Source organism: Eikenella sp. (assembly GCF_057315495.1).
Genome location: NZ_DBHKXY010000062.1, coordinates 21,204 through 47,300, shown reverse-complemented (window position 1 = coordinate 47,300; position 26,097 = coordinate 21,204). Strand labels below are relative to the sequence as shown.

Here is a 26,097-nt window from a genome sequence, read left to right as displayed (position 1 = left end):
CCTTGCAGGATAAGGCTTGCGGGGGGCTTTAGCACCTTTTTTGTTACTTATGCCCCATTATGGAAACCGCTATCAGAAAAACGTAATACTTTAAAGGTATTAAGTAGGCGCATTGAGCAATTAAACGTATTGCTTAACATGGAAAGCAATAGAAAAGATGTATCTGACAAAGTAATAAAGTCAGGCATAAACAGGATAATTGATGTAATAAAAACAGAGATAGAAAGCTGTAAAAGCGCTATTCAAAGCTTGATAGATTCCGATAAAGAGTTAAGCCATAACCAACAGCTTTTACAAACAATCAGCGGCGTAGGAAAGACAACGGCCGCATGGTTGTTATCCGTGCTGGTTGATATAGATAAATTTGAGAACTCAAAGAAGTTAATCAGCTATTTAGGACTATCGCCCGTAATCAAAGATTCAGGCACAAGCGTTCGACAAGCCAAAATATCCAAGATGGGCGATAAGAAAGTAAGGAAAGCGCTTTACTATCCGGCTCGGGCAGCTTGTCTAAGATCCAAACTGTGGCGGCCTTGGTTTGAACAAAAGATAAAACAGGGCAAACACCCAAAGCAAATCTATGTCCTGATGATGTGCAAAATCGTCAAATACGCCTATGCCGTGATTAAAACAGGTCAGCCGTTTGACGAGAATCGGCACAAACCAGCGTAAAACAGCAGTTTAAACTGTTGCAAAAAAGCGGCAGCCGATGGCTACCGCTGCATTACTGTTGCTTGCGTTTTTAAAAAGTTCTTGACTTTCGATTACGGTATCTTTCTCATTTCAACCAGCCCGCTGCTAGTCTTCCCCCTCCCTCGGCGGCACGGGTGCGAACCAGCCCACCAGCAGGAGCAGCAGCCCCACACCGATAAACGATACGATGCGTGCGATGCCGCCGCTGCCACCCAGTTCCACCGTAAACAGCTTCAGCACCACCACGCCCATCAGTCCGGCGCCGGCCATCCAGCGGATGCGACGTCTCAAGCGGTGGCCGGACACCATCAGGCCGATGGCGGTGGTCGCCCACACGATCGACAGCGCCGCCTGCAGGCTGAAGGAAGCCATGATGCCGTGCAGCGTCCACCCCACGCCCATATAGAAATACCACAGGCGCAGCACCGCGCCGCTCACCAGGGTGAGGCCGAGCAGCACCGAACCGGCCAGGTGCAGCCGCAGGCCCTCGCTTTCCAGCTCAAATTCTTCCTGCCACAAATCAACGCAGCGCAGCCACAGCGCCCCCACCAACAGCCCGGCCAAATCCATCGGATTGAGCAGCGGCAAGTAGGTGAAGGGTTGCACAGTGCGCGGCTCGAGCGCATTGTTTGCCACCAGCCACATCAGGGCGTAGCCGCCGCACAGCAGCGAGCAGGCGGCCGCATAGGGGCGCAATGCGGCACGTTCCCGGCCCAGATACAGCAGCAGCCACAACGCCAGCGGCAGCGCCAGCCAGCCGATTTGCCCCCACACGCCGCCCAGTATTTCGCCGGCAAGGATGCCGCAGAAGGCGGTGGCCGAAGCCGCCCACAGCGCAAACGCCGCCATGCTCCAGCCGCGTTCGGTATCGTGCGAACGGAAGCCTTGCAGGCGCAAAACCCATGCCAACAAGGCAGCCAAGGCCAGGTGCATGAGGCTACCTGAAAGCGCGTGCGCCACCAAATCGGCACGGCTCAATCCGCCAAACAGCAGCATGGCGTTCGGAATCAGCAGCGGCACCAGCAAAAGCGCAGTGCGCCTGCCCTGCCGCCAATCGAGCAGCCAGGCTGCCGCCGTCCACAACGCGAAGGGCAACGGCAAAGTCCACAGCGGGGCGCTGCCGGCCAGGCTTTCCGGCAGATGGTGCAGCAGGTTGACTGAAGAGAGTATCGTGCCCAAGAATGCCAAGCCGAGCAGCAACCAGCCGGCAGCTTGGTGCAGCAGCAGAGGGAGTGGAAACGCGGTATCGTGCTGCTGCCTGCTGCGCCTGTGTTTGCCGCGCAGAAGCGCACCGGGTTCATTTTCAGGTAGCCATGCTTCGCCCTGGTGGTGCAAAGCGTAGGCCGACGCACCCAACAATAGCGTGGCGGCAAAGCAGCAGATGGTGGACAGCCAGCCTTCCCCGCCGGACACAACTGCCAGCAACAGCATCGCCAGCATCCCCCAGCTTACTGCGGCCACTGCAAACAAACCGCTGCCGGGCAGCCAGGCGGATTCGTCTGCCTCATCCGCATCTTCGTCTGCCCCGCCTTCATCAGAGAGGCTACCTGAAAGTGCGGCCAGCGGGTTGGGCGCAAACGCATCCTGTAACACCGCCTGCACCCGCACCGCCGCCCAAACCAATGCGGCCAAAGCCACCATTGCCCAATGGCGCGGCAGGCACATCAGCGGCAGCAGCCCCGCGAGCAACAGGCCTGCGCCCAAAGCGCCGCGCTGGGCACAGCTTTCCCAATAGGCCGAACCGCGGCAGCGCCAACGCAGCCAAGCGGCATACATGGCCAAACCGGTCGAGGCCGTCGCCAATGTGGGCACCAACGGACCAACCAGCAGCGGCACACTTTCTTCGCTCACAATCTGCCAGCCCAATTCGCCGCCAAACAGCAATGCACCCAGCGACAGCGCATACACCACCACCGCCAAAAACCGCGTGTGCGGCCGCTGCTGTCGCAGTGCAAACACATACACCAGCCCAGCCTCCAGCGACCACAGCGCCACCGTGGCCGCCTGCTCAAAGGCCAGCGGCACCGCCAGGGTGGCGAACACGAGCGAAAGCGCCGCCAACGCTTGGCGCAACAGCGGGAAATCGCGGCTGCCGGTGAACACCCCGGCCAGCAAGGCATATACCGCGGCAAAACCCAGCGCCGCACCGGCCGCCCAATGGCCGCCCTCGGGCAGCATATGATATTGCAGCACAAACGCGGATACAGCCGAGCCGAACAGCAGCGTGCCGTCTATCGCGCCGATAGTCATGCCGTGGCGTACCAAACTATCAATCAGTTCGTCCAACCCAGCGTTATCCGGCACGGCTGCCTCATCAGCCTCATCGCGCCGATGCAGCGCGTAAAGGCAGGCCAAGAGCGTGTAGAGCAACCAGTGGAAAATCAGGAAAGGCTCGGTGCTGGCGAAATGCTCGCCCGTGTATTCAGCAGAGCCCCACATCACGGCAATAAACAGGCTGCCGATAAAGCCGATAAGGTTCAGACTGCGCCAGGTTTTGAAGCGGACAATCGCCGCCACGCCAGTGTTGAGCAGCGCCAGATAAGTGAACAGCACCACATGGCTGCCGCTGCCATCGCTCACCAGAATCGGCGCGGCCAAACCGCCGATAAGCGCCACTTGCGCCATGATTTTCGCATCTTGCCGCACCGCCAGCGCCGCCATTGCGCACACCAGCCCCACCATCAACATAAAAGCCGTGCCAGAAGGCAGAAGCGGGTGCAGCTTCACCGCCGCCAGCGTGGTCAGATACATCACCGCCATGCCGAAGCCTTGCAAAATCAGGCCATATTCGCGGCGGCGACGTTGCAAAAACCAGCCCGCCACGGCAGCCGCCAAACCCGAGCCCATCACGCTCAGATAGCGCATTTCAATCGGCACATGAATCCGCTCCGAAGCAAAACGCAGCAAGAACACCAGCCCCAAAAACAGCACCACCACGCCGGTTTTCAGCAGCAGGTTGCCGTGCATCAGCCAATCGATCAGCGGAGCAAACGCACTTTCCTCCCGCTCGGCCGGGCGGGCAACGCGGCGCCACTGGGCGGATTGATCGGCCGATGCTTGGGCAGCCGCTTGAGCTTGGCTTTGCGCCGCCATCGCTGCTTGAGCCGGAGTGCGTGCAGGCGTTTGGGCTGCGGTTTGCGCCGTCCCCCGTTTGCGGATTCTCACCGTGCCCGGTCGGCTGCCCGGCATCACGCCATGTTCCTCAACAGCCGCTTCAGGCTGCCGTGCGGCGGGAGCAGGCTGCGCTGCCGGAGCAGGCGGCACATTTTCTCCCGCTGCAGAAGCAGCAGCCGTGAGGCTACCTGAAAACGCAGGCGCGGCAGGTTGTTCGAATGTGGATGGGTTAGGTTGACCAGATTGGGCAGGAAGCGGATGTACCGACACTTCTACCGCTTGGGAATGGGCAGCCAGATGCGCTGATTGAGCCGGGCCGGCTGCCGCAGAAGGAATGGCATCAAACGCGGCAACACTCGGCTGCGATGCGCCCGAAGCAGCGGAAGTGGGCACGTTCGGGTTGTACGGCCAGCCGCTGAAATCAGGCTGCGGCGCACTAGGCGCATTGGGCTGAAGCCCGGCCTGCCCAACGTGTTGAGGCACCGCCTGCCCGCTTTGGCGCAGCTCGCTACTTTCACTTTCAGCCAGCCTTTGCTCCCGCAGGGGCTGGCGGCGGCGCAGCTGTTCCACTTCTTTCTGCAAGCGCGATAGCTGTTCGGCCATCTCCTGCTGCTGCATCCTCGTTTGGAACAACATCACCACAAAAGCACCGAACATCAACAGCAATAAGGTTACGACAAAAGCCATATCACACCTCGTTTGGGCGGCAGCGCACAGGCTACCTGAAAGCGAACACAGCGGGCTTCGCCAAAATAGTTTGATTAGATTATTACTTGGATGGATTATAGCGGTATCTGCTGGCGGCGGGGAATGCGGCAAAATAGCCGCCCAAAAATTTTCAGGTAGCCTCTTGCGGAGAGGCTACCTGAAAAAGTTAAACAAAACATTTTGATTTGGACACTATTAAGTTGCCCCTGCTTGCCATATGCTCAACCTTGCCCGGCTTCGCCTGCGGTGCGCCGGTTGTGTACGCGTTTGCCGTGGATGCTCAGATGGCCGGCGGCAAAATCGGCCACGGCTTGCGGCAGCAGCTGGTGTTCGATTTTCAGCACGCGTTCGGCCAAGGTATCGGCAGTGTCGGTATCGTACACGGGCACGGCGCCTTGGGCGATGATGGGGCCGCAATCGAGCTCGGCGGTAACGAAGTGCACGGTACAGCCGGCGAGACGGCAGCCTTCGTCGATGGCGCGTTGGTGGGTGTGCAGGCCGGGGAAGGCAGGCAACAGAGAGGGATGGATGTTGATGGTTTGATTGGCAAAGCGGCTGCAAAACTCGGGCGGGAGAATGCGCATATAGCCGGCAAGCAGCACAAGGTCGGGCGCGTGGCCGGCCACCATCTCGAGCATGGCTTGGTTGAAATCAGCGCGGCTGGAGAAGTCTTTGGGATTGAGGGCGGCGGTGTGGATGCCCTGCTCTGCCGCCCAGGCCAGCCCGGGGGCTTGGGGATTGTCGGAGAGCACAGCAGCGATGTGCAGATTAGGAATATTGGCTTGCACCACGGCCTGCATATTGCTGCCGCGGCCGGAAATGAGGATGACGGTTTTGGTCATGGCGGAGTAGTTGGAAAAGTGGTTGGGATATGTTTCAGGTAGCCTGTGGCGTTACTCAGGCTACCTGAAAAGATTAGGGGCAATTAGCCTAGCCGCATCATTTCAATCTGCTCGAGGCTGCGGCCGAGGAAGCGCTCGCCGATGGTTTGGAAGCGCAGGGGGATATCGCTCACATAGAAGTGGTAGTCGGCGGGGGTTTGGCTGGGGTTGAGCAGGCCGGCTTCGGCCAAAGCGGCAGCAGTGGCTTCGGCGGTGGTGAGCGCGGAATCCACCAGCGCCAGATGCGGAGCTTCGCTTTGCAGCAGGGGTTTGAGCAGGGGATAGTGGGTGCAGCCGAGCACGAGGGTGTCGATGTCTTCGGCGAGCAGTGGCTTGAGGTATTCGCGCACGGTGAGGCGGGTGACTTCGTGCTCGAGCCAGCCTTCTTCCACCAGCGGCACCAGCAGCGGGCAAGCTTGGGAAGGCACGCGCGCCTGCGGGTTTTGCGCGTGGATGGCGCGGGCGTAGGCGTTGGAATTGACGGTGGTGGACGTGGCGATGATGCCGATGCGGCCGTTGCGGCTGGTAGCCAGCGCGGCTTGCGCACCGGCGGCAATCACGTCGAGCACGGGCATACCGCCGACGGTTTGCCGCACTTTGGCACCGGCCACGGCGGCGATGGTATTGCAGGCAATCACCAGTGCTTTCACGTCGTGCTGCATTAAGAATTCAACGATTTGCGCGGTGTAGGTTTCGATGGTGCTGCGCGATTTCACGCCGTAGGGCACGCGGGCGGTGTCGCCGAAATAAACGATGTTTTCATTGGGCAGCCGCTCCATCAGCGCGCGCACCACGGTGAGCCCGCCGACGCCGGAATCGAATACGCCGATGGGGCGCTGCGTGAGGCTGTTCGGTTTCATGTTGCTGGGTTTGCTGTTGCGGGAAAAGGCGTATTGTACACGCGCGGCGGATAAGCGAAAGGCTACCTGAAATCTTTGTCTCGATTTTCAGGTAGCCTTTTGAGGTGAATCAGCCTTATTGCGGCTCGTGATCGTGCTGCTCCAGCAGGCGGGTTTCTTCGCGCTCCTCTTGCGGGCGCACGGTTTCAAACTCGCCGTCGATGATGTCGCCGTCTGTACTGTAGCCGGAAGATCGGTAGTTCTGCCCCATCTGGTTTGGCCGCACCGCCGCCGGGCCGCCCTTAATCGGCAGCATCAGCACCAAGGCCAAAGTGGTGGACACAAAGCCGGGCGACATCAACAGCAGCGCCGCCACAATATAGCGCAGCGGCCACAGCAATTGGTAAAACGACACCTCGCCCTGATTATTAAACAGCGAGCCGGCCAGCATCACCGAAGAAAAACCCAAGTTGCGCAGCATCACCATACCGGCCATAAACGACAACACCATCAGCAACAGCGTAGGCATTCCGCCAAGCTGCTCGGCCACCATCACTATCGAGGCCGCCTCCGCTCCCGCCAGCAACAAAAGCCAAATTCCAAGGTAACGCATCGTTTTTTCCTTTTCAAACAAAGAAATGATTTTTAGCTTCGCAGAAACTCAGCTTTCTTCGGAAACTCCGTTAAAGCTGCGCTTTCAGGTAGCCTGCTGGCACCAAACAGCGATCAAATCGACATTTGAGAGCTAATGCCGCTCACAGACAGCCTCATCCGGCGCCATCACATCTACTGAGGCTGATTCGGCTTTATCCAAAGCTTGAACCCTAGGGCACAACAGCCACCCCTATATCTGCCCGCCATACATAAAATCAAGCGGGTATTTTGCAAAGTTTTCCCAAGCCCACTGCATTCAAAGGCTACCTGAAAGGAGTAGCTTCAATCTAGTTTGCGGCAGGTGGAACAAAAACTCCACCAGGCCCATTAAATCTAACGTTTCGTATTGCTCAAATAGCAAGCAATAAACATTAGTTGCGGCCTGCGGATTGAATGCAGAAGGCATAGTCATCTCCTCGCGCTATATTTTGCAAACAACCACATCATACCCTGTTCGCACCAACTCCGCCCGACCAGCCGGTTTGTTTACCTGCCGTTTCCTATAGTATGATAGAAGCACTTCTTTACAGCACACTTGAGCACATGGCAAATTTGCCTAGCTCACACCCGCTGTATCTTTCATTTTTCAGGTAGCCCAGCTGCCCCATCACACGGAGCGCTTCATGAAATTCTCTTCCGCCTGCACCGCCTTCTTATGCACCGCCCTCCTGGCCGCCTGCGCCGGCACCACCTCCGGCGATCAATACTACCGCGTGCAGCGCGGCGACACGCTCTACCGCATCAGCCGACGCTTCAACCAACCCATCTCCCGCCTAATGGCCTGGAACAACCTGAAAAACTCCTCCCAGCTCGAAGTGGGCCAACGATTGCGCGTGGGCAGCAGCACCAACCGCAGCACACCCGCCAGCAATACGCCCAACCGCACAGTAACGCGCACCCCGGCCGAGCGTACCAGCGCCGCGCCCAGCAGCCTGCAATGGCCGGTGCGTGGCGAAATCATCACCCAGTTTAACGGCTCCTCCAGCAAAGGCATCGACATCGCCGGCAGCGCCGGCACCCCCGTGAAAGCCGCCGCCCCCGGCCGCGTGAGCTATGTGGGCGAAGGCATCCGCGGCTACGGCAAGCTCGTCCTCATCACCCACACCGGCGGCATGCTCACCGCCTACGCGCACAACAGCCAAATCAGCGTGCGCGAAGGCCAGCAGGTATCCGCCGGGCAAACCATCGCCACCATGGGCAGCAGCGGCACCGACCGCGTGAAACTGCACTTCGAAGTACGCGTAAACAACCGAGCCGTTAATCCGATGGATTACCTGCCGAAATAAATTGGTTAGCACATCATAAAGGTGTAGGAAATCGTCGCGTTGTTTACACTTTTTCTACGGCGGACAACTTTTATTTTTGCTTGAATGATTTTTAAGCAGCTATCCGTCATTATCAAGAACAAAGCTGGTTTCCCGTGTCTATCGACATTCTTGACAATGCCGGATAGCTGCTCAAACGGGTCTTCAAGCAAAAGCCGAAAGTGTAAACAACGCTGTTGATTTCTACAATCTACCTGAAACAAGCTCCGTGTATTGCTACGAAGAGCGGGCGTTCAGGTAGCCTTTTCTTATATTGCATAACCCACCACCTTATCCAACCCCGCCTCAATCCACTACAGATTCAATTGACTTCCAATGCTACACAGCAAGCCGCAGACCGTATAAAACTGCCGCAAGGCAAGCGCGAAAGTTGAGTGAATTTGCTATACAATATCGCCCTTCCCTGCCTAAGAACAAAGGATTCCCCATGAACAGCCTATTGCGCCGCAGTATCGGCATTTCCCTGCTCACCATCTCCCTTTCCGCCTGCGGCCTTCTCGGCAGCGGCAGCGGCTCGCAAACTCCATCCCGCCAGCCGCTCACCGCCACCCGCAAGCCCCAAGCCGTTATCGGCCTGGCTCTGGGCGGCGGCGCATCCAAAGGCTTCGCCCATATCGGCGTGATTAAGGTGCTGGAAGAAAACAATATCCCCATAAAAATCGTTACCGGCACCAGCGCAGGCGCCCTGGTGGGCAGCCTCTACGCCTCCGGCATGAACGCCCCCCGCCTGCAGCGCGAAGCAGAAAACCTGCAACGCGCTGATTTGGTGGATTTAACCCTCTCCACCAGCGGCTTTATCCGCGGCGAAAAACTGCAAAACTACATCAACCGCCAAGTAGGCAACCGCCCCATCCAAAACCTGCCGCGCAAATTCGCCGCCGTGGCCACCGAATTCGACTCCGGCCGCAGCGTGGTATTCCGCAGCGGCAATACCGGCCAGGCCGTGCGTGCTTCCGCCAGCATCCCAAACGTGTTCCAGCCTGCAGTAATCAACGGCAAGCGCTATGTGGACGGCGGCCTCACCGCCCCCGTGCCCGTATCTGCCGCCCGCCAGATGGGCGCCAACGTGGTGATTGCGGTGGACATTTCCGCCAAACCCGCCCGTATCAGCCAAAGCGGCTTCTTCTCCTATCTCGACCAAAGCCTCAACATCATGAGCGCATCGGCCCTCAACAGCGAGCTGGCCAAGGCCGACGTGGTGATCAAACCGCAGGTACAGCACCTTGGCGCTGTAGGCGGCTTCGATGAAAAAGCCCACGCCATCAAGCTTGGCGAAGATGCTACCCGCGCCGCCCTGCCGCAAATCCGCGCCGTGTTGCAGCGCTACCAAGTGCATTGATGCCCATGCAAGAGGCTACCTGAAATTTTAGCTCCGCAGAATCTCACAGCGCCCGTTTTCAGGTAGCCTCTTCAGCCCAGCCAGCATCAAAAGGCAGGCTGAAGCCCCTGCCACCCCGGCAACGCCATGCTGCGCAATCCTGTCGCGCAAGACCGGCTATTTTTCAGGTAGCCTGTTCCGCATCCAGTTGCCCGAAACCTGCCGCACAGCCCGTTTGCCTGCGCCCGATTTTTCAGGTAGCCCATATCCCGATTGGGGCTACCTGAAAAATTTCCCCTTTAAAAAACAACCCGCCGCACACCCATGTTCACCCTATTCCTCCCCGGCCTCAACTGGCCGCAGCCCGAAGAACTTCCCAGCCTGCACACCCCCGCCCTCAACCGCCTGCTACGTTTCGGCCGTTTCCAACCTATCCCTGCCGAACCTGCCGATTTCTGCTTTGCCCACCTCGGCGTGCAGCTAAACCACCTCTTCGCCGAACCCTACGCCTTCGCCAGCCCCCTGCACCAGCAGCTCGGGCTGCATAGTGCCCAGCTGCAAAGCAGCGGCCTCTCAATCAGCCCCGAAGAAGCCGAAGTGCTGTGCCACGGCCTCAACGCCTTCTGCGGCGAAGACGGCTGGCAGTTCGCCCCCCTCTCCCCCGAGCTGTGGAGCATCCGCCTGCCCCGCCACGCCGCCTGGCAAGCCCCCTGCATCCTCAACATCACCGGCCAACACGCCGACCTGCCCCAAGCCGGCGGCCCCCAGCGCGGTCAATGGCTGCAACGCCAAACCGAAATCCAAATGTGGCTGCACGAACACCCCGTCAACCAACGCCGCCAAGCCGCAGGCAGGCTCCCCGTCAACGCCCTCTGGCTGTGGGACGAAATGCCCGACACCCATGCCGAGCCCCCCGCCCTAATCGGCAGCAACAGCCCCTGGGCCGCCTACAGCCGCAGCCCGCAAATCCGTCCCGCCCCCGACAGCCTCCCCGATTGGCAAGCTAGCGCCGCCGAGAGCCAAACACCAATCGAACACAGCGCCCTCTATCTCGACGAACTGCAACAAGCCGCCGAACTGGGCGACCCGCACGCCTACACCCACACCCTACAACAATTGGACGAACAATTCTTCGCCCCCCTGTGGCACGCCCTGCAACGCAATCACCTCCCTGCCGCCCGCCTCCTCACCGACGGCGAACACGGCGGCAACCTCGAAATCCACGCCCGCAGCGGCTGGGCCTTCTGGAAACCCAAACGCCGCTTCAGCGGCCGCTTAGACGGCATAAGCAAATAAAAAAGCTACCTGAAAACGCAGCTTCAAAAGAGTTAAAACTCACTGCATTCGCTTTCAGGTAGCCTTTGTTCAAACCTGCTTCACATCTTCCCTGTGCTGCCGAAGCCGCCTTCGCCGCGTGAGCTCTGGGCAAATTCTTCCACCACTTTAAACTGCGGCTGCAGCACAGGCACGATCACCATTTGTGCCACGCGTGCCATCGGTTCGATAGTGAACGTTTCGCTGCTGCGGTTCCACAATGAAATCTTGAGTTCGCCCTGGTAGTCGGAATCAATCAGGCCGACCAGGTTGCCCAACACGATACCGTTCTTATGGCCCAGCCCGGAGCGCGGCAGCAGCATGGCGGCGTAGGCCGGGTCGGCCAGATGGATGGCGATGCCGGTGGGCACGAGGAATGTGCCGCCGGGCGGCAGCTCTACGGCTTCGTCCAAACAGGCGCGCAAATCGAGGCCGGCGGCGCCGGGGGTGGCGTAGTGCGGCAGGTGTTCTTGCATTTTGGGGTTGAGGATCTTGAGTTCGACTGTGGGTTGCATGTTTATCTCGATAAAGATTTGAATTCTAATGTAGATAAATTTTCAGGTAGCCCTTGATGCCCTGCGGCAGGCTACCTGAAAATATAGCTGCGCTGCTTAGGGCATCAGCATACCGCCGTTCACGTGCAGGGTTTGGCCGGTGATGTAGCGTGCCTGCTCGGAGGCGAGAAACAAAACGGCGGCGGCCACATCGTCTGCTTCGCCGAATTTGCCCAGCGAAGTTTGGGCGGTGAATGCTGCGCGGACTTCCTCAGGCAGGGCTTGAGTCATGGCAGTATCGATGAAGCCGGGAGCCACACAGTTTACGGTGATGCCGCGGCTGCCCACTTCGCGCGCCAGCGATTTGGAGAATCCCATCAGACCGGCTTTGGCGGCGGCGTAGTTGCTCTGGCCGGCATTGCCCATCGCGCCCACCACGGAAGTGATGTTGATGATGCGGCCGCTGCGCTGCTTCATCATGCCGCGCAATACGGCTTTGCTGGCGCGGAATACGGATTTGAGGTTGACTTGCATGATCTCGTCCCACTCTTCTTCTTTCATGCGCATCAATAGGTTGTCGCGCGTGATGCCGGCATTGTTTACCAAGATATCCAACTTGCCAAACTCTTTTTCGATGTCGGCAATCAAATTTTCGATGCTGTTTTCTTCATTGATTTGCAACACGCGGCCATGCCCCTGCCATTGCGCCAAGCGCTGGCCAATGGCAGCCGCACCTGCTTCGCTAACGGCCGTGCCGATCACCGTTGCCCCGGCTTGCGCCAGCGAGTCGGCAATGGCCGCGCCGATACCGCGCGGGGCGCCGGTTACCAAGGCGATTTTCTGAGAGAGATTTTGGGTAAGCATATCGGGATTCCTTTTAAGTGGGAAATAGGGTTTCAGGTAGCCCCAAGTGTATAAGGCTACCTGAAAATTAATGGGCGGCGATAAATGCGTCCACTGCTTCCTGCGAAGTGAGCGCGGCGCACACAGCGGCTTTATCGATGCGTTTCGCCAGGCCGGCCAGCACTTTGCCGGGGCCGCACTCGGCGGATTCGGTGATGCCCTCGCGCACGAGTAGCGCCACAGTTTCCGTCCAGCGCACCGGGCTGTAAAGCTGGCGCACCAGCGCGTCTTTAATTTGCGCGGGGTCGGTGTAGGAAGCCACGTCCACGTTGTTGATCACGCGGATTTGCGGCGCATTCAATGCCACGTTTTGCAGCGCGGCAGCCAGTTTTTCGGCAGCAGGCTTCATCAGGCTGCAATGCGACGGCACAGACACGGGCAGCGGCAGCGCGCGTTTGGCACCGGCTTCTTTGGCTGCAGCCATGGCGCGTTCCACCGCCACGGCATCGCCCGCAATCACCACTTGGCCGGGCGAATTGAAGTTCACCGCCTCGGCCACCTGCCCTTGCGCGGCGGCGGCGCAGATTTGTCGCACCGCATCGTCTTCCAACCCCAAAATAGCAGCCATCGCGCCCTGCCCTTGCGGCACGGCCGACTGCATCAGCTCGGCACGCAGGCGCACCAGGCGCACGGCATCGGCAAAATCCAGGCTGCCGGCGGCCACCAGTGCGCTGTATTCGCCCAGGCTGTGCCCGGCTACGGCGGCGGGGGTTTTGCCGCCGGCTTCGAGGTAAGCGCGGTAAGTGGCCACGCCTGCGGCCAGCATCAAGGGCTGGGTGTTCACGGTTTGGCCGATGAGCGCGGCATCTTCGCCGTTCATCATCGCCCACAAATCCTCGCCCAGCGCAGCGGAGGCCTGCTCAAAGGTTTGGCGCACAACAGCGCTGCCGTCGAAACCGGCCATCATATTCAGGCTCTGCGAGCCTTGGCCAGGGAAGAAAAAGGCAAAAGACATGGGGTTTCCTTCTGTATTAAGAGTATTGCCATGACAGCGTACAGGCTACCTGAAACTAGCATTTAGATTTTTCAGGTAGCCTGATATCTAAAAGCCTAATCAGCGCCCGTGGTAGTTCGGCGCTTCTTTGGTAATCTGCACATCATGCACGTGCGATTCGCTCATGCCCGCAGCGGTGATTTCCACAAACTCGGCCTTTTCATGCATTTCGGCAATATTGGCACAGCCCAAATAGCCCATGCTGGAGCGCAGGCCGCCCACCAGCTGATGAATAATGTTCACAATCGGGCCTTTATACGGCACGCGGCCTTCGATGCCTTCGGGCACGTATTTGTCGGTACTGTCTTGTTTGTCTTGGAAATAACGGTCGGACGAGCCTTGGCTCATCGCGCCCAGCGAGCCCATGCCGCGGTAGGATTTGTAGGAGCGGCCTTGATAGAGCTCGATTTCGCCCGGCGCTTCGTCTGTGCCTGCAAACATACCGCCCAGCATCACGGTGGAGGCACCGGCCGCCAAGGCTTTGGCTACGTCGCCGGAGAAGCGGATGCCACCATCGGCAATCAGCGGCACGCCGGTGCCTTTGAGCGCTTCGGCCACATTGTGAATCGCCGTCAGCTGCGGCACGCCCACGCCGGCCACGATGCGGGTGGTGCAAATCGAGCCCGGACCAATGCCCACTTTCACTGCGTCTGCCCCGGCAGCCACCAAATCGCGGGCTGCTTGTGCGGTGGCGATGTTGCCGCCGATGACTTGCACTTGCGGGAAGTGTGCCTTCACCCAGCGCACCCGATCCAAAACGCCTTGGCTGTGGCCGTGTGCGGTGTCCACCACAATCACATCCACTCCGGCAGCCACCAAAGCAGCCACGCGTTCGTCGGTTTCCGGGCCCACACCCACCGCCGCACCTACGCGCAAGCGGCCGTCTTGGTCTTTATTCGCATAGGGGAATTCGGTGGTTTTCAAAATATCACGCACCGTAATCAGGCCTTTGAGCTCGTCTTGGGCGTTTACAACCAAAACACGCTCGACCTTATGCTGATGCATCAGTTCGCGCGCGTCTTCAATGCTGGTGCCTTCGGGCACGGTAACCAATTCGGCTCGGGGCGTCATAATGGCGGACACCGGTTGGTCGAGGCGGGTTTCAAAGCGCAAATCGCGGTTAGTAACCAAGCCCACCAGTTTGCCATCCTGCACCACCGGCAAGCCAGACATTTGCCGCCTGCGTTGTGCACGCATTTCCAACAGCTGGCCAACCAACATTTCCGGCGCAATCGTTACCGGGTCTTTCACCACGCCGCTCTCGTGCCGCTTCACCTTAGCTACGGCCTCAGCCTGGCGTTTGATGCTCATGTTCTTATGAATAATACCGATGCCGCCTTCCTGCGCCATAGAAATGGCCAAGCGCGCTTCGGTAACGGTGTCCATGGCGGCGGAAATCAGGGGCATATTAATGGAAATGTTGCGGGTGAGGCGGGTTTGCAGCGAGACGTGCTTGGGCAGCACTTGGGAATGGGCGGGAACAAGCAATACATCATCAAAGGTGTAGGCTTTTTCAACGATTCGCATGATTAAAACCTTCTTGTCGGTTGCTAATAATGCGGCCGCATTGTAGCAAATTTGTCGGCATTTAGTAAGCATCAGGCTCCAAAAATGACATTCGCCCGTCAGTTGAAGTACAATGAAACTGATTATGTAACCATATTCAACGGGAAGACCACCAAATGAATAAAAAATTAACCTTGCTGGCCGCCTGCGCCGCAACCATGTTGTTTTCAGGTAGCCTGATGGCAGAAGACGTGTATGAATGGAAAACTGGCCGCGTTTCCAACTATTCCGACGTGCCGAAAAACCTCATCCCCGCCAGTAGCAACATCGTGAACGTGCGCACCCAAACCTCGCGCCCTGCCGTTGCGCCTCCCGGCCAGCAGCAAAACCAGCTGCCGCAAGTGCAGAATAATAATGGCGAAATCTCCGCTGCCGATTTGCAGGCCATGGCCAACCAGAAACAGATGGAAGAAAACCAGGCTAGGGAAGAATCCAACCGCAAAGTAATTGAAGATAACAATGCTGCCCGCGCCAGCAACTGCAACGTTGCAAAAATTAACTTGCAATACGCGCAAACCGCCCGCATCCAAAACCGCGAGCAGCTTATCCAGCAATACCAGAACAACGTAAACCAATATTGCAACTAACGGCGCTCCAGCCGGTTTGATTCAGCCGGCCGTTCGGTCTTGCCGTTTCACTTTCCAGCAAACCTTCGGCCATGTCTGATTTCGACCCGCATGCCATCATCAGCAACCTGCCCAACCTGCCCGGCGTTTACCGCTTTTCGGATAAGGATGGGCAGGTTTTGTACGTCGGCAAAGCCGTCAACCTCAAACGCCGCGTGGGCAGCTATTTTCAAAAAAACGACTTAGCGCCGCGTATCGCCCTGATGGTGCGGCAGATTGCCCACATCGAAATCACGGTAACCCGCTCCGAAACAGAAGCGCTGATTCTCGAAAACAACTTCATCAAGGCCTTGTCGCCGAAATACAATATCCTGTTCCGCGACGACAAGTCCTACCCCTATCTCATGCTTACCGGCCATGCCTTCCCGCAAATGGCCTACTACCGCGGCAGCCTGAAGAAAACCAACCAATACTTCGGCCCCTACCCCAACAGTTACGCCGTGCGCGACAGCATTCAGATTTTGCAGAAAGTTTTCTTGCTGCGCACCTGCGAAGACAGCGTATTCGAACACCGTGACCGCCCCTGCCTGCTCTACCAAATCAAACGCTGTTCCGCTCCCTGCGTCGGCCATATTTCACAGGAAGACTACCGCACCAGCGTGGAAGAAGCCGCCACTTTCCTCAATGGCAAAGCCGACCGCCTGATGCAAAGCCTCACCGCAAAAATGCAGCAGGCCGCCGAAACGCTCGACTTCGAACACGCTGCCCGCTACCGCGACCAAATCCAAGCCCTAGGCAAAATCCAGAGCCAGCAATTTATCGACAGTAACAACCCCAACGCTGCCTACAACATCGATATCCTCGCCCTCGCTGCCGAGCAAGGCAGCATCTGTATCCACTGGGTCAGCATCCGCAACGGCCGGCGCGTGGGTGAAAAAAGCTTTTTCCCCGACAGCCGCCACTCCGCTCCCGAAGAAGCCGCCGCCTATGGTGAAGCCTTTGCTGCCCAGCATTATCTCGGCCGCGACAAGCCCGACATCATCATCAGCAACTTCAGGCTACCTGAAAACCTGCAAACCGCCCTAATCGAAGAGCACGGCAAACAAATCCGCTTTATTGCCAAAACCAGCGGCGAGCGGCGCGTGTGGCTGCAAATGGCCGAACAAAACGCCCTGCTCGCCCTGCGCCAGAAACAGCAGCAAAACCAAAACCAAGAACAACGCGTCCAAGCCTTGGCCGAGCTGCTACAACTGCCCACCGCCGAGCTCAACCGCATCGAATGCTTCGACATCAGCCATACCCAAGGCGAAGCCACCGTCGCTTCCTGCGTGGTATATGAAAACCAAAGCATGCGCCCAGACCAATACCGCCGCTACAACATCAAAACCGCCAAAGCCGGCGACGACTACGCCGCCATGCGCGAAGTGCTTACCCGCCGCTACGGCAAACTGGCCGAAGGCAACGAAGAAGACGGCAAATGGCCAGATCTGGTGCTGATTGACGGCGGCAAAGGCCAAGTGGCCATGGCGCAGCAAGTATGGCAGGATTTAGGCATCCGCCTGTCCATGGTCGGTATTGCCAAAGGTCCCGAGCGCAAAGCCGGACTCGAAGAGCTGATTATTCCGCACTTGGGCACCACCACCCAGCTCCCGCCGCATCACCCCGCCCTGCACCTTTTGCAAACCGTGCGCGACGAATCCCACCGCTTTGCCATCACCGGCCACCGCCGCAAACGCGGCAAAGCCCGCGTTACCTCCTCGCTGGCCGAAATCCCCGGCGTGGGCGACAAGCGCCGCCGCAGCCTACTCACCCGCTTTGGCGGCCTGCGCGGCATCCAAGCCGCCAGCATCGACGACTTGGCCCAAACCGAAGGCATCAGCCGCGCCTTGGCTGAAAAAATCTACGAAGCCCTACACTGAAAGACCGCAACATGCCCTGGAACATCCCTATCCTGCTGACCTGGTCGCGCATCCTCATGATTCCGCTGTTTACCGCCCTGTTCTACCTGCCCGCCTCTTGGCGAGTGGGCATCCAAACCGTAAACACCTGCGCCGCCGCATTATTCGTGCTCGCCGCCGTAACCGACTGGTTCGACGGCTACCTCGCCCGCAAATGGAAACAAACATCCGACTTCGGCGCCTTCCTCGACCCCGTGGCCGACAAACTCATGGTGGCCGTCGCCCTCATCCTCTTGGTGCGGCTCGACCGCACCTGGGCCATCTGCGCCATCATCATCATCGGCCGCGAAATCACCATCTCCGCCCTGCGCGAATGGATGGCGCAGCTGGGCAAACGCAACAGCGTGGCCGTGGCCACCGTTGGCAAATTCAAAACCGCTGCCCAAATGGCCGCCATCACCCTGCTGCTGCTGCAAAGCTGGCCCGCCCTCGGCCTCGACTTCATCTGGCTGGGCAACGCCCTCATGTTCGCTGCCTGCGTGCTCACCTTGTGGTCGATGTTCTACTACCTCAAAATGGCCGCCAAAGAATTCAAACAGCCCCGTCCGCCCGAAGCCGGCTGAACACACTGCACGCGCCATTAACCAACCCTGCCGAAGCCTCATATTTTTCAGGTAGCCTCTCACACAAAAGAGGCTACCTGAAAACATAAATAACCTTGCGCAGCATATGGCCATCCATGCGCCATTCAAATTTTTAGGTAGCCTCCCCCTTCAAGCAGGTTCCCTGAAAATTTGCAGAAAATATAAGGCTACTTAAAACCAGGCATCACTCCTACGGCCTTTTTTCAGGTAGCCTTTTCCATAGTTCAATGTTAATATTCGCAAACGGTCATCCAGGCCGACACTCATCACATCAGATAAGGATCAAGCCATGTTTGCAAAATCCCTGTTGAAACCCCTCCTCCTCGCCGCCGCCCTGCTGATGCTCAACGGCTGCGCCACTTATGCGCTGTGGGAAAATCATGATTCGTCGCCAGATTACACCGTCTCAACCTCAACCCACACCGAAAACGACACCGTGGTCGGCTTCGCCCGCGTCAAGCCCGACAGCCAAAAACTGCCGCCCAACAGCATCGTCATGTTGGGCGAACGCTATATCTATGTGATGACCAAAGGCAGCAACCCTCGGGCTGGAAGCGGCGAAACAGCCCGGGAAGTGGATTTGGGCGCGATTTTAAACGTGAAGCTGTCCCAACCCTTCCAAATGTACTCTCCCTCCGATGACGCCAAAAACTGCTGCAGTACCCCGCCTTGGGAAGGCTTCAGGCTGAACACCAGTCCGTCGGGGCAACGCTTCTGCAGCGCGGATTTCGATTTGGTTTACCAAGAAAACCCACGCCTTTCTCCCACCGAGCGCCGCCGCGAACTCGCCGAATTGCGACGGCTGCAATTCAGGCAGGTTACCGACAGCAAAGGCGCATCCCGCTATGCCCGCACGATTCGGGTGTGTGGCCGGCTCTACGCCCGCCCGAACGGTATGAACTACGACTACCGTTTTGAAACGCCGCTGCCCGTAACCATCAGTACCACAATAACCACAACCAAACCCGTTTCATCCATATCTGCGGGAGGGGTTGGCCGCGCACTCGCCACCCCATTCACCGCCGCCCTCGACATCGTTACCCTACCCGTCAGCCTGCCTTTACTCTGGCTGGGCACAAGGCGCATGAAATTGTTTTAAGCGCAAACAAAAGGGAGGAATGCCGCTTGGCAATCCTCCCTTTTTTCAGGTAGCCTTCTACTATTACATGATGGCTACCTGAAACGAGATTTCGGCATCGTTAATCTACCGCTGAGCTTCTGCAAAGCAAAAACATCAAACCAACCATTCCCGAATCCATCTTCACTGATGCGCAACCCGCCTGCCCTACTCATCATCCGCCCCGCCAATCGCATTCCCGCCGATGCCGACCTATGCCGGCGCACCGGCTGGCAACCCGTACCCTTCCCAATCATCCATATCCGGCCCGAAGCAAACGCGCTGGCCGGATTGCCCACACAGTTGCAGCAAGCTTCGGCTGCCGTTTGGATAAGCCCCACCACCGTGGAAACCGCCCTGCCGCTGCTTTCAGGTAACCACTCCGCCACAAACACCGGGCTACCTGAAAACGAACCAAGCAGCCTTCTGCCGAATATAAAACCGAACCCACCCATTTTTTCAGGTAGCCTCCTTCACAGCCTGTCGCAACCGCAAATCGCCGTAGGCAGCGGCACAGCCAAAGCCTTGCAGCAAGCCGGTTTTGCCCATATCGTTTCGCCCGATAGCGGCCACGACAGCGAAGCCGTGCTCGCCCTGCCGCTATGGCAGCGCCTGAATCAGGGTGCATCCGTGGTGATTATCCGCGGGCGGGAAGGCCGCAACACCCTACCCGATACCTTATGCCGGCGCGGTTTTCAGGTAGCCTGTGCCGATATTTACCAACGCCAGCCGCTCACGCCCGATTGGACGCTGTTTGCCGCAGCACAGCCCGCCGCTGCGTGGATTACCTCTGCCGAACAAGTGCGCCTGCTGTTTGCCGCGGCACCTGCAAGCCTAACCCAGCAGCTGCAATCCTTGCTATACTTCGCCCATCATCCGCGCATTGCCGAGGCACTGAGCCAAGCCGGCGCGACACGCATCCGCCTGCTCCGTTCGGCCGCAGAGCTGGAAAACGCTTTAATTGCCGAACGGCAACACCTAACTCAGGCTACCTGAAAATTGAAATTCCAATGTGCGCAAACGCCGCACCGGCTTTTCAGACAGCCTCACAACCGATTGAATAATATGAAAGGAATAGCATGAGTCAACCGGAAAACGAATCCGTACCCGCCGTACAGCCTCCCGCTCCCGCCCCGGCCAGCCCTGTTGCACCGGTGGTTGTTAAATCCGGCGGTAAAGGTTTGGGCGCGTTTGCCCTCGTGCTGGCCGTGCTCGGCCTGGGCGCCAGCGGCTTTTTGTTTGTGCAGGGGCAAAACCTGCTCAAACGCCAAGAAATCCAGTTCGATCAGAAAATTAATCAGGCTGCCTTGGGCGAATCGCAAAATGCCGCCCTGTTAGCCGATGCCGGCCGCAAGCTGCAAGACAACGAAGCCCTAATCAAGCAGCTGCAAAGCGATATGCAAACCCAGCAGGCCGAAGCCGCCGCCAACAACCGCGCCCTGCAAGAGCTGCTGAAAACCCGCAGCGACTGGGTGGTGGACGAAGCCGAAGCCGCGCTCAATCTGGCCGGCCAGCAGTTAGTGATTGCCGACAACGTGCCCGCCGCCGTGGCCGTGCTCGAAGGGCTGGATGCACGTTTGGCACGTTTCGAGCAGCCGCAGCTGCTGCCTTTGAAACAGGCCGTTAGCGCCGACTTGGCCAAACTGCGCCAGCGCCCCTTCACCGACACCGCCAACGCCGCGCTGCGCTTGAGCCGCCTGGAAGCCGCCGTAGGCGCACTGCCGCTCTTGGCCGATTCCAGCCTGCGCCCGCCGCAAGCCGCCGCACCTGCTGCTACCTCGCCGAATGATCCGTGGTGGCGCCAAGCCTGGAACCGCACTCTCGGCGGCCTCAAAGGCATGGTGGAAATCCGCCGCCTCAATAGCACCGATGCGCTCCTGATGTCGCCCGAACAAGCGTTTTATGTGCGCGAAAACCTACGCCTGCACCTGCTCTCCGCCCGCGTGGCCCTGATGCAGCGCCAAAACGATATTTACCAAAACGACCTGGCCGCCTCGGAAAATGCCGTGCGCCAATACTTTGACGCCGCCACTCCCGCTGCCCAGTCCTGGCTGCGCGAAATTGCCCAGCTCAAGGCCATCCAGCCGGGTAGCGGCAACGTGGGCGACAGCCTTTCTGCCAGCCTGAAAGCCATCGCCGACTACCGCCAGCAGCGCCAAGGCGAAATCCTCAGCCAGCCTGAAGCCGCTTCCGAAGCCGCCGCTTCGCAGCCTGCCGCGCCCGTTTCCGTGCCCGCGCCAGCCAGCCAGCCTACTCCGGCAGCCTCTGCCCCCGCACTTCCGGCGCCGGCTCAGGCTTCCGCCACTCGCAAGGGGATTGAATCATGAAAGGCCTGATTTGGATTATCGTGTTGTTTGCCGCCGCCGTCGGCCTCACCATTGTTGCGCAGCATTACAGCGGCAACGTGTATATCGTTATCGATCAAACCCAAACCCAGATTGCGGTCAACCTGCATTTGTTTGTGGGCGCCATGATCGTGTTCGTGGTGCTGCTTTATCTGCTGTTGCGTCTGATTAACGGCATCATCAACATTCCCGGCCGCATGCGCCGCTTCGGCCGCAGCCGCCAGGCGCATCATGCCGAAACCGCGCTCAACAAAGCCGGTCTCGCCTACTTCGAAGGCAAATTCCAACACGCCGAGCAAGAAGCCGCCAAAGTGCTGGAAAACAAAGAAGCCGGCCACAACCGCACCCTCGCCCTGATGCTCGCCGTACACAGCGCCGACCAAATGGGCGACGATGCCAAGCGCGAAGGCTACCTGAAAGAAATCGCCCAGCTGCCGCATAAGGCCCAGCTTTCGCGCCACCTGCTCGAAGCCGAATCCGCACTCAACCGGCAGGATTATCCCGCCGCCGAGGCCGCCCTGGCTGCCGCTGCCGCCATCAATCCCAAGCTCACCCGCCTGGTGCGCCTGCAACTGCGCTATATGTTTGAGCAAAACAACCCCTTGGAAGTGCTCGACCGCGTAGCCAAACTGGAAAAAGCTTCCGCCCTCAACGCCGCCGAAGCCGCCCAATACCGCGAATGGGCCTGGCGCGAACTCCTCGCCCTCGCCACCGACTATCCCGCGCTCAAAGCCTGCCTCGGCCGCATTCCCAAAGAAATGCAGGAAGGCGAACTCTGCGCCCCGATTGCCGAAAAAATGCTGCAAATCGGCCAGTATCCCCGCGTGGTGAAATGGGTGAAAACCCACTATCCCAAGCATCGCAATGCCCAGCTCCTGCCGCCCATGATCGAAGCCGCCCGCTACCTCAGCCCGCGCGAACAGCAGAAAATCATGGATACCGTGGAAGGCTGGCTGCACGACGCCCCGCAAGATGCCGCCCTGCTGCTGCACCTCGGCCAAATGGCCTACGCCAAACAACTGTGGGGCAAAGCCCAAGGCTACCTCGAAGCCAGCCTGCAAGCCCAAGCCACCCCGCAGGCACGCCTGGTGCTGGCCAAAGTGTTTGACGAAATGGACAAACCCGATCAGGCCGAGCAGCAACGCCAGCTGGTGCTGACCGAAATCACTCCGGAAGACGACGAAACCGCTGCCGAATAAAGGCATATGGCAAAAAGGCTACCTGAAACAAGCTGCGCAAAAATTAGCAACACTCGTTTCAGGTAGCCTTTCTAGTTTAGGTTTAATTCACTATACCTATTCGTGCCAACTTACCCTGTCGCTGCTAACCAGGAAATTACCTTTACCACTAGTTGGTACAGCAATCCCAACCCAACTTATATGTACCCCAAACCAAAGGCTACCAGAAAGCCCAAAACTTTCAGGTAGCCTTTTTCCATTCCAGCCGCTCTACTCCACCGTTACCGATTTAGCCAGATTACGCGGTTTGTCCACATCCGTGCCGCGCACCAAGGCGGCGTGGTAGGCCAGAAGCTGCACCGGGATGGTGTGCACAATCGGCGAGAGCACGCCCACGTGGCGCGGGGTACGGATGATGTGCACATTGGTGCTGGGCTGGAAGTTGCTGTCCAAATCGGTAAACACAAACAGCTCGCCGCCGCGCGCACCCACTTCCTGCATATTGGCCTTCACTTTATCCAGCAGGCTGTCGTTCGGCGCAATCACCACCACAGGCATATTCGCATCCACCAGCGCCAAGGGGCCGTGTTTGAGCTCGCCGGCGGGGTAGGCTTCGGCGTGGATATAAGTGATTTCTTTCAGTTTCAGCGCACCTTCCAAGGCCACGGGGTAGTGGATGCCGCGCCCTAAAAACAGGGCGCTGTTTTTCTCGGCGAATTTGTGCGCCCAGGCGGCAATCTGCGGCTCGAGGTTGAGCGCGTGTTGGATGCTGCCGGGCAGCTGGCGCAACTCTTCCATATAAGACTGCGCCTGCTTCTCGGAAACGTGGCCGCGCATTTTGCCCAGGGTAACCGCCAGCCCGAACAACACCACCAGCTGGGTGGTAAAGGCCTTGGTGGACGCCACGCCGATTTCCATGCCGGCGCGGGTGTAGAGCACCAGTTCGCTCTCGCGCGGCAGGGCGGATTCCATCACGTTGCACACGGACAAGCTGTGCTTCTGCCCCAGCGATTGCGCGTATTTCAGGGCCTCCATGGTGTCCAGCGTTTCGCCGGATTGGGATACGGTAATCACCAGTTGGTCGGGGCTGGCAATCACGTCGCGGTAGCGGTATTCGCTGGCGATTTCCACATCGGTCGGCACTCTGCTGATGGCTTCCAGCCAGTATTTGGCGGTGAGCGCGGCGTAGTAGGAAGTGCCACAGGCCAAGATTTTGATGCTGCGGATGTATTCGAATACTTCCCGTGCTTTGGCGCCGAAGTTTTCCGGCTCGAAGCCGCCGCCGAGGAATACTTCGGCGGTGTCGGCAATCGCCTTGGGCTGCTCGTGAATTTCCTTCTGCATGAAGTGGCTGTAAGGGCCCAGCTCCAACGAGGTGAGCGACAACTCGGACACGTGCACTTCGCGTTTGGCTTCCTGCCCGCTGCGGTCGACGAGGCGGCGGATGCCTTCGCTGCCCAATTCGGCAATGTCGCCGTTTTGCAGATACACAATGCGGCGCGTGAAAGCCACCACGGCAGAAACGTCTGATGCAGCAAAGGTTTCGCCCTCGCCCAAGGCCACCAAGAGCGGGCAGCCCATGCGTGCCACCACCAATTCTGCCGGTTTATCCTGCGCCATCACGGCAATCGCATACGCGCCGTGGAAACGCGCACAAGCAGTTTGCACCGCGGCAAACAGCTGGTGTCCGTTAGTGGTGTATTCGTGGTGTACGCTGTGGGCAATCACTTCAGTATCGGTTTGCGATTCAAACACATAGCCCAAGCCTTGCAGGCGGGTGCGCTCTTCCTCGAAGTTTTCGATGATGCCGTTGTGCACCACCGCAATCAGGCTACCTGAAATATGCGGATGCGCATTGGGCTCGGTTACGCCGCCGTGCGTGGCCCAGCGGGTGTGGCCGATGCCGATGTGGCCGCACAAGCCGGCAGCCTTAGCCGCGTCTTCCATCAGCTGTACACGACCCACACGGCGCACGCGCTCGATCACGCCCTGCTCCGTGCCCACCGCGATACCGGAAGAATCATAGCCCCGATATTCCAGCCGCTTCAGGCCGTCGGTGAGAAAATCCACCACATTCTGCTTGGCGCGCACCGCGCCCACAATACCGCACATTGCAAAGTCCTTCTATCTGTTGGGTTGCCAGCCGCCGCAGCGGCAAAAAATCGGGCAGATTATAGCAAACCAGGCCGCCATTCAGGCAGCCCGGTTCGCCAATATTACCTGTTTTAATACGAAGCCGACACCATCTTACCGTCTCTAAAATTCTGCTGATACAGAATATTGCCGTTGATGGCATAAGTGGTGAGCACCCCGTTTTGCGGATGGGCGCGGAAATCATACAGGCTCTCGCGGGTGAGCAGCATGGCGTCGCTGCGCTTCTGCCCGCTCTCGTAAAAATCCTGCACCAAATAACTCCTGCCTTGGCGTCTCAACAGCTGGCGGTAGTAGCCGCCCTTCACTTCGTTTGGCACCGCCTTACCCTGCGCATCGAAATACGTGACCACCTGCTCCTCAATAATGCGCAAACCGCCCAAATCCTGCACATTGCTGCCATTATTCCGGCTGCCCACCGGAATGCTCAAGCCCGTGCCCAAGCCCAGATGGCGGCCGGCAAAACCCAAGCCCAGCAGCACATTGCTGCCCGAGCAGCCGGCCAACAGCAAAATGCAGGCGCCGGCCGCAAAATTCCGTTTTTTCATGACAATTCCCCCCTTAAACCCAATCAAAATCAATGCCCGAATTATAACCCGTTTGAATAAACCGATATAATGCCCCTCTTCCCATTTTTCAGGTAGCCTCATCCCATGATCAGCAAGCTCACCGGCAAACTCATCGAAGCCATCCCCCCACAAGTTGTAATCGACGTAAACGGCGTCGCCTACGAAGCCGACGTTTCCATGCAAACCTTCTACACCCTGCCCCCCGTGGGCGAAACCGTCTCGCTCTACACCCAGCTTATCGTGCGCGAAGACGCCCACCTCCTGTTCGGCTTCGGCAGCCACAGCGAACGCAACACCTTCCGCCAGCTCATTAAAGTGAGCGGTATCGGCGCCAAAACCGCGCTCGGCATTCTTTCTGCCATGAATGCCGACGAACTCGCCGCCGCCATTGCCGCCGAAGACATTAAACGCCTCTCTTCCGCCCCCGGCATCGGCAAGAAAACCGCCGAACGCATGGTGCTCGAACTGCGCGGGAAACTCACTACCTCTAGCGGTGTCCAAGCCCAGCTCGCCGCCCAAGCAGACGACAGCAGCGAAGACATCGTCAGCACCCTGCTCGCCCTCGGCTACAACGAAAAAGAAGCCCGCGCCGCCGCCAAAGGCATCCCAGCCGATACCGAAGTGGGCGAAGGCGTGCGCCTAGCCTTGAAAAACCTGCTGAAATAAACAGATAAAGGCTACCTGAAACTGAACCAACCATTTTCAGGTAGCCTCTTAATAGCCAACCAACACAGTCAATACAAAGCGGCAAGCCACAAACAATGCACACATGCAGCAAGTGAGCCAACGCCGTAGCAAAAGTTTAACTTATTGCCATACCCACCCA

22 protein-coding genes are annotated in these 26,097 nt (G+C 58.5%); 12 read left to right on the top strand and 10 right to left on the bottom strand.

Annotation, left to right across the window (positions count from 1 at the left end; all coding sequences use genetic code 11):
- On the top strand, nt 1–672 hold a 672-nt coding region (locus tag ACO6EE_RS10210; RefSeq protein WP_485960906.1), incomplete at its 5' end, for a transposase.
- 126 nt (nt 673–798) lie between these two features.
- Here the strand turns inward: ACO6EE_RS10210 and ACO6EE_RS10205 are convergent.
- From ACO6EE_RS10205 to ACO6EE_RS10190, 4 genes are all read right to left on the bottom strand, one after another.
- On the bottom strand, nt 799–4,494 hold the full coding sequence (locus tag ACO6EE_RS10205) for a DUF2339 domain-containing protein (protein ID WP_485960905.1): 3,696 nt from the start codon (nt 4,492–4,494) through the stop codon (nt 799–801).
- A gap of 242 nt (nt 4,495–4,736) precedes the next feature.
- Nucleotides 4,737–5,357 carry a phosphoribosylglycinamide formyltransferase gene (gene purN / locus ACO6EE_RS10200; RefSeq protein ID WP_485960904.1) on the bottom strand — a complete coding sequence of 207 codons (621 nt, stop codon included), beginning with the start codon at nt 5,355–5,357 and terminating at the stop codon, nt 4,737–4,739.
- A gap of 83 nt (nt 5,358–5,440) precedes the next feature.
- The gene (gene murI, locus ACO6EE_RS10195; protein WP_485960903.1) at nt 5,441–6,256 is read right to left on the bottom strand and encodes a glutamate racemase; all 816 of its coding nucleotides are present in this window, start codon (nt 6,254–6,256) and stop codon (nt 5,441–5,443) included.
- A gap of 115 nt (nt 6,257–6,371) precedes the next feature.
- Complete coding sequence (locus ACO6EE_RS10190) at nt 6,372–6,848, bottom strand: FxsA family protein (RefSeq protein ID WP_485960902.1); 477 nt, start codon at nt 6,846–6,848, stop codon at nt 6,372–6,374.
- Between the two features lie 664 nt (nt 6,849–7,512).
- Between ACO6EE_RS10190 and ACO6EE_RS10185 the strand changes: the two genes are divergently transcribed.
- The 3 genes from ACO6EE_RS10185 (at nt 7,513) to ACO6EE_RS10175 (ending at nt 10,828) form a co-directional block, all read left to right on the top strand.
- Complete coding sequence (locus ACO6EE_RS10185) at nt 7,513–8,175, top strand: peptidoglycan DD-metalloendopeptidase family protein (RefSeq protein WP_485960901.1); 663 nt, start codon at nt 7,513–7,515, stop codon at nt 8,173–8,175.
- A 466-nt stretch (nt 8,176–8,641) separates the two neighbouring features.
- On the top strand, nt 8,642–9,553 hold the full coding sequence (locus tag ACO6EE_RS10180) for a patatin-like phospholipase family protein (protein ID WP_485960900.1): 912 nt from the start codon (nt 8,642–8,644) through the stop codon (nt 9,551–9,553).
- Between the two features lie 303 nt (nt 9,554–9,856).
- The gene (locus ACO6EE_RS10175; protein WP_485960899.1) at nt 9,857–10,828 is read left to right on the top strand and encodes a hypothetical protein; all 972 of its coding nucleotides are present in this window, start codon (nt 9,857–9,859) and stop codon (nt 10,826–10,828) included.
- Nucleotides 10,829–10,908: 80 nt separating this feature from the next.
- On the opposite strand, the gene dut is transcribed toward ACO6EE_RS10175, so the two are convergent.
- The 4 genes from dut to guaB all read right to left on the bottom strand — a co-directional run bounded on the left by dut (nt 10,909) and on the right by guaB (nt 14,764).
- Nucleotides 10,909–11,361: a dUTP diphosphatase gene (dut, locus tag ACO6EE_RS10170; RefSeq protein ID WP_485960898.1), complete on the bottom strand. Its 453-nt coding sequence runs from the start codon at nt 11,359–11,361 to the stop codon at nt 10,909–10,911.
- 96 nt (nt 11,362–11,457) lie between these two features.
- A complete protein-coding gene (gene fabG / locus ACO6EE_RS10165) occupies nt 11,458–12,204 on the bottom strand; it encodes a 3-oxoacyl-ACP reductase FabG (RefSeq protein WP_485960897.1) in 747 nt (248 codons plus the stop codon).
- 67 nt (nt 12,205–12,271) lie between these two features.
- The gene (gene fabD / locus ACO6EE_RS10160; protein WP_485960896.1) at nt 12,272–13,198 is read right to left on the bottom strand and encodes an ACP S-malonyltransferase; all 927 of its coding nucleotides are present in this window, start codon (nt 13,196–13,198) and stop codon (nt 12,272–12,274) included.
- Between the two features lie 99 nt (nt 13,199–13,297).
- Complete coding sequence (guaB, locus tag ACO6EE_RS10155) at nt 13,298–14,764, bottom strand: IMP dehydrogenase (RefSeq protein WP_485960895.1); 1,467 nt, start codon at nt 14,762–14,764, stop codon at nt 13,298–13,300.
- A 155-nt stretch (nt 14,765–14,919) separates the two neighbouring features.
- Here guaB and ACO6EE_RS10150 point away from each other — a divergent pair, with 155 nt between their 5' ends.
- The 7 genes from ACO6EE_RS10150 (at nt 14,920) to ACO6EE_RS10120 (ending at nt 22,572) form a co-directional block, all read left to right on the top strand.
- Nucleotides 14,920–15,390, top strand: coding sequence for a DUF4124 domain-containing protein (locus tag ACO6EE_RS10150; RefSeq protein WP_485960894.1), 471 nt, complete (start codon nt 14,920–14,922; stop codon nt 15,388–15,390).
- Nucleotides 15,391–15,461: 71 nt separating this feature from the next.
- A complete protein-coding gene (gene uvrC / locus ACO6EE_RS10145; RefSeq protein ID WP_485960893.1) occupies nt 15,462–17,288 on the top strand; it encodes an excinuclease ABC subunit UvrC in 1,827 nt (608 codons plus the stop codon).
- An 11-nt stretch (nt 17,289–17,299) separates the two neighbouring features.
- A complete protein-coding gene (gene pgsA, locus ACO6EE_RS10140) occupies nt 17,300–17,890 on the top strand; it encodes a CDP-diacylglycerol--glycerol-3-phosphate 3-phosphatidyltransferase (protein WP_003821972.1) in 591 nt (196 codons plus the stop codon).
- A gap of 310 nt (nt 17,891–18,200) precedes the next feature.
- The gene (locus ACO6EE_RS10135; RefSeq protein WP_485960892.1) at nt 18,201–19,010 is read left to right on the top strand and encodes a hypothetical protein; all 810 of its coding nucleotides are present in this window, start codon (nt 18,201–18,203) and stop codon (nt 19,008–19,010) included.
- A 168-nt stretch (nt 19,011–19,178) separates the two neighbouring features.
- On the top strand, nt 19,179–20,024 hold the full coding sequence (locus ACO6EE_RS10130; RefSeq protein WP_485960891.1) for a uroporphyrinogen-III synthase: 846 nt from the start codon (nt 19,179–19,181) through the stop codon (nt 20,022–20,024).
- Nucleotides 20,025–20,107: 83 nt separating this feature from the next.
- Nucleotides 20,108–21,355, top strand: a complete 1,248-nt coding sequence (locus tag ACO6EE_RS10125) for a uroporphyrinogen-III C-methyltransferase (protein WP_485960890.1) — start codon at nt 20,108–20,110, stop codon at nt 21,353–21,355.
- Nucleotides 21,352–22,572 carry a heme biosynthesis HemY N-terminal domain-containing protein gene (locus tag ACO6EE_RS10120; protein ID WP_485960889.1) on the top strand — a complete coding sequence of 407 codons (1,221 nt, stop codon included), beginning with the start codon at nt 21,352–21,354 and terminating at the stop codon, nt 22,570–22,572. The genes ACO6EE_RS10125 and ACO6EE_RS10120 overlap by 4 nt, the downstream gene beginning before the upstream one ends.
- 249 nt (nt 22,573–22,821) lie before the next feature.
- Here the strand turns inward: ACO6EE_RS10120 and glmS are convergent, their stop codons facing one another.
- The gene (gene glmS, locus ACO6EE_RS10115; RefSeq protein ID WP_485960888.1) at nt 22,822–24,663 is read right to left on the bottom strand and encodes a glutamine--fructose-6-phosphate transaminase (isomerizing); all 1,842 of its coding nucleotides are present in this window, start codon (nt 24,661–24,663) and stop codon (nt 22,822–22,824) included.
- Between the two features lie 113 nt (nt 24,664–24,776).
- Nucleotides 24,777–25,250, bottom strand: a complete 474-nt coding sequence (locus ACO6EE_RS10110) for a NemA protein (RefSeq protein ID WP_485960887.1) — start codon at nt 25,248–25,250, stop codon at nt 24,777–24,779.
- A gap of 105 nt (nt 25,251–25,355) precedes the next feature.
- Between ACO6EE_RS10110 and ruvA the strand changes: the two genes are divergently transcribed.
- Entirely contained in the window at nt 25,356–25,937 is a 582-nt protein-coding gene (gene ruvA / locus ACO6EE_RS10105) for a Holliday junction branch migration protein RuvA (protein WP_064084163.1), read from the top strand.
- The last annotated feature ends 160 nt before the right edge of the window (nt 25,938–26,097 follow it).

What these genes read in the sequence shown, in the direction of transcription:
- guaB (WP_485960895.1), bottom strand. Translation starts at nt 14,764, where the DNA reads ATGCGAATCGTTGAAAAAGCCTACACCTTTGATGATGTATTGCTTGTT.
- murI (WP_485960903.1), bottom strand. Translation starts at nt 6,256, where the DNA reads ATGAAACCGAACAGCCTCACGCAGCGCCCCATCGGCGTATTCGATTCC.
- fabD (WP_485960896.1), bottom strand. Translation starts at nt 13,198, where the DNA reads ATGTCTTTTGCCTTTTTCTTCCCTGGCCAAGGCTCGCAGAGCCTGAAT.
- ACO6EE_RS10120 (WP_485960889.1), top strand. Translation starts at nt 21,352, where the DNA reads ATGAAAGGCCTGATTTGGATTATCGTGTTGTTTGCCGCCGCCGTCGGC.
- ACO6EE_RS10110 (WP_485960887.1), bottom strand. Translation starts at nt 25,250, where the DNA reads ATGAAAAAACGGAATTTTGCGGCCGGCGCCTGCATTTTGCTGTTGGCC.
- uvrC (WP_485960893.1), top strand. Translation starts at nt 15,462, where the DNA reads ATGTCTGATTTCGACCCGCATGCCATCATCAGCAACCTGCCCAACCTG.
- ACO6EE_RS10130 (WP_485960891.1), top strand. Translation starts at nt 19,179, where the DNA reads ATGCGCAACCCGCCTGCCCTACTCATCATCCGCCCCGCCAATCGCATT.
- ACO6EE_RS10190 (WP_485960902.1), bottom strand. Translation starts at nt 6,848, where the DNA reads ATGCGTTACCTTGGAATTTGGCTTTTGTTGCTGGCGGGAGCGGAGGCG.
- ACO6EE_RS10180 (WP_485960900.1), top strand. Translation starts at nt 8,642, where the DNA reads ATGAACAGCCTATTGCGCCGCAGTATCGGCATTTCCCTGCTCACCATC.
- dut (WP_485960898.1), bottom strand. Translation starts at nt 11,361, where the DNA reads ATGCAACCCACAGTCGAACTCAAGATCCTCAACCCCAAAATGCAAGAA.
- ACO6EE_RS10135 (WP_485960892.1), top strand. Translation starts at nt 18,201, where the DNA reads ATGTTTGCAAAATCCCTGTTGAAACCCCTCCTCCTCGCCGCCGCCCTG.
- pgsA (WP_003821972.1), top strand. Translation starts at nt 17,300, where the DNA reads ATGCCCTGGAACATCCCTATCCTGCTGACCTGGTCGCGCATCCTCATG.
- ACO6EE_RS10205 (WP_485960905.1), bottom strand. Translation starts at nt 4,494, where the DNA reads ATGGCTTTTGTCGTAACCTTATTGCTGTTGATGTTCGGTGCTTTTGTG.
- ACO6EE_RS10125 (WP_485960890.1), top strand. Translation starts at nt 20,108, where the DNA reads ATGAGTCAACCGGAAAACGAATCCGTACCCGCCGTACAGCCTCCCGCT.
- glmS (WP_485960888.1), bottom strand. Translation starts at nt 24,663, where the DNA reads ATGTGCGGTATTGTGGGCGCGGTGCGCGCCAAGCAGAATGTGGTGGAT.
- purN (WP_485960904.1), bottom strand. Translation starts at nt 5,357, where the DNA reads ATGACCAAAACCGTCATCCTCATTTCCGGCCGCGGCAGCAATATGCAG.
- ACO6EE_RS10150 (WP_485960894.1), top strand. Translation starts at nt 14,920, where the DNA reads ATGAATAAAAAATTAACCTTGCTGGCCGCCTGCGCCGCAACCATGTTG.
- ACO6EE_RS10185 (WP_485960901.1), top strand. Translation starts at nt 7,513, where the DNA reads ATGAAATTCTCTTCCGCCTGCACCGCCTTCTTATGCACCGCCCTCCTG.
- ACO6EE_RS10175 (WP_485960899.1), top strand. Translation starts at nt 9,857, where the DNA reads ATGTTCACCCTATTCCTCCCCGGCCTCAACTGGCCGCAGCCCGAAGAA.
- fabG (WP_485960897.1), bottom strand. Translation starts at nt 12,204, where the DNA reads ATGCTTACCCAAAATCTCTCTCAGAAAATCGCCTTGGTAACCGGCGCC.
- ruvA (WP_064084163.1), top strand. Translation starts at nt 25,356, where the DNA reads ATGATCAGCAAGCTCACCGGCAAACTCATCGAAGCCATCCCCCCACAA.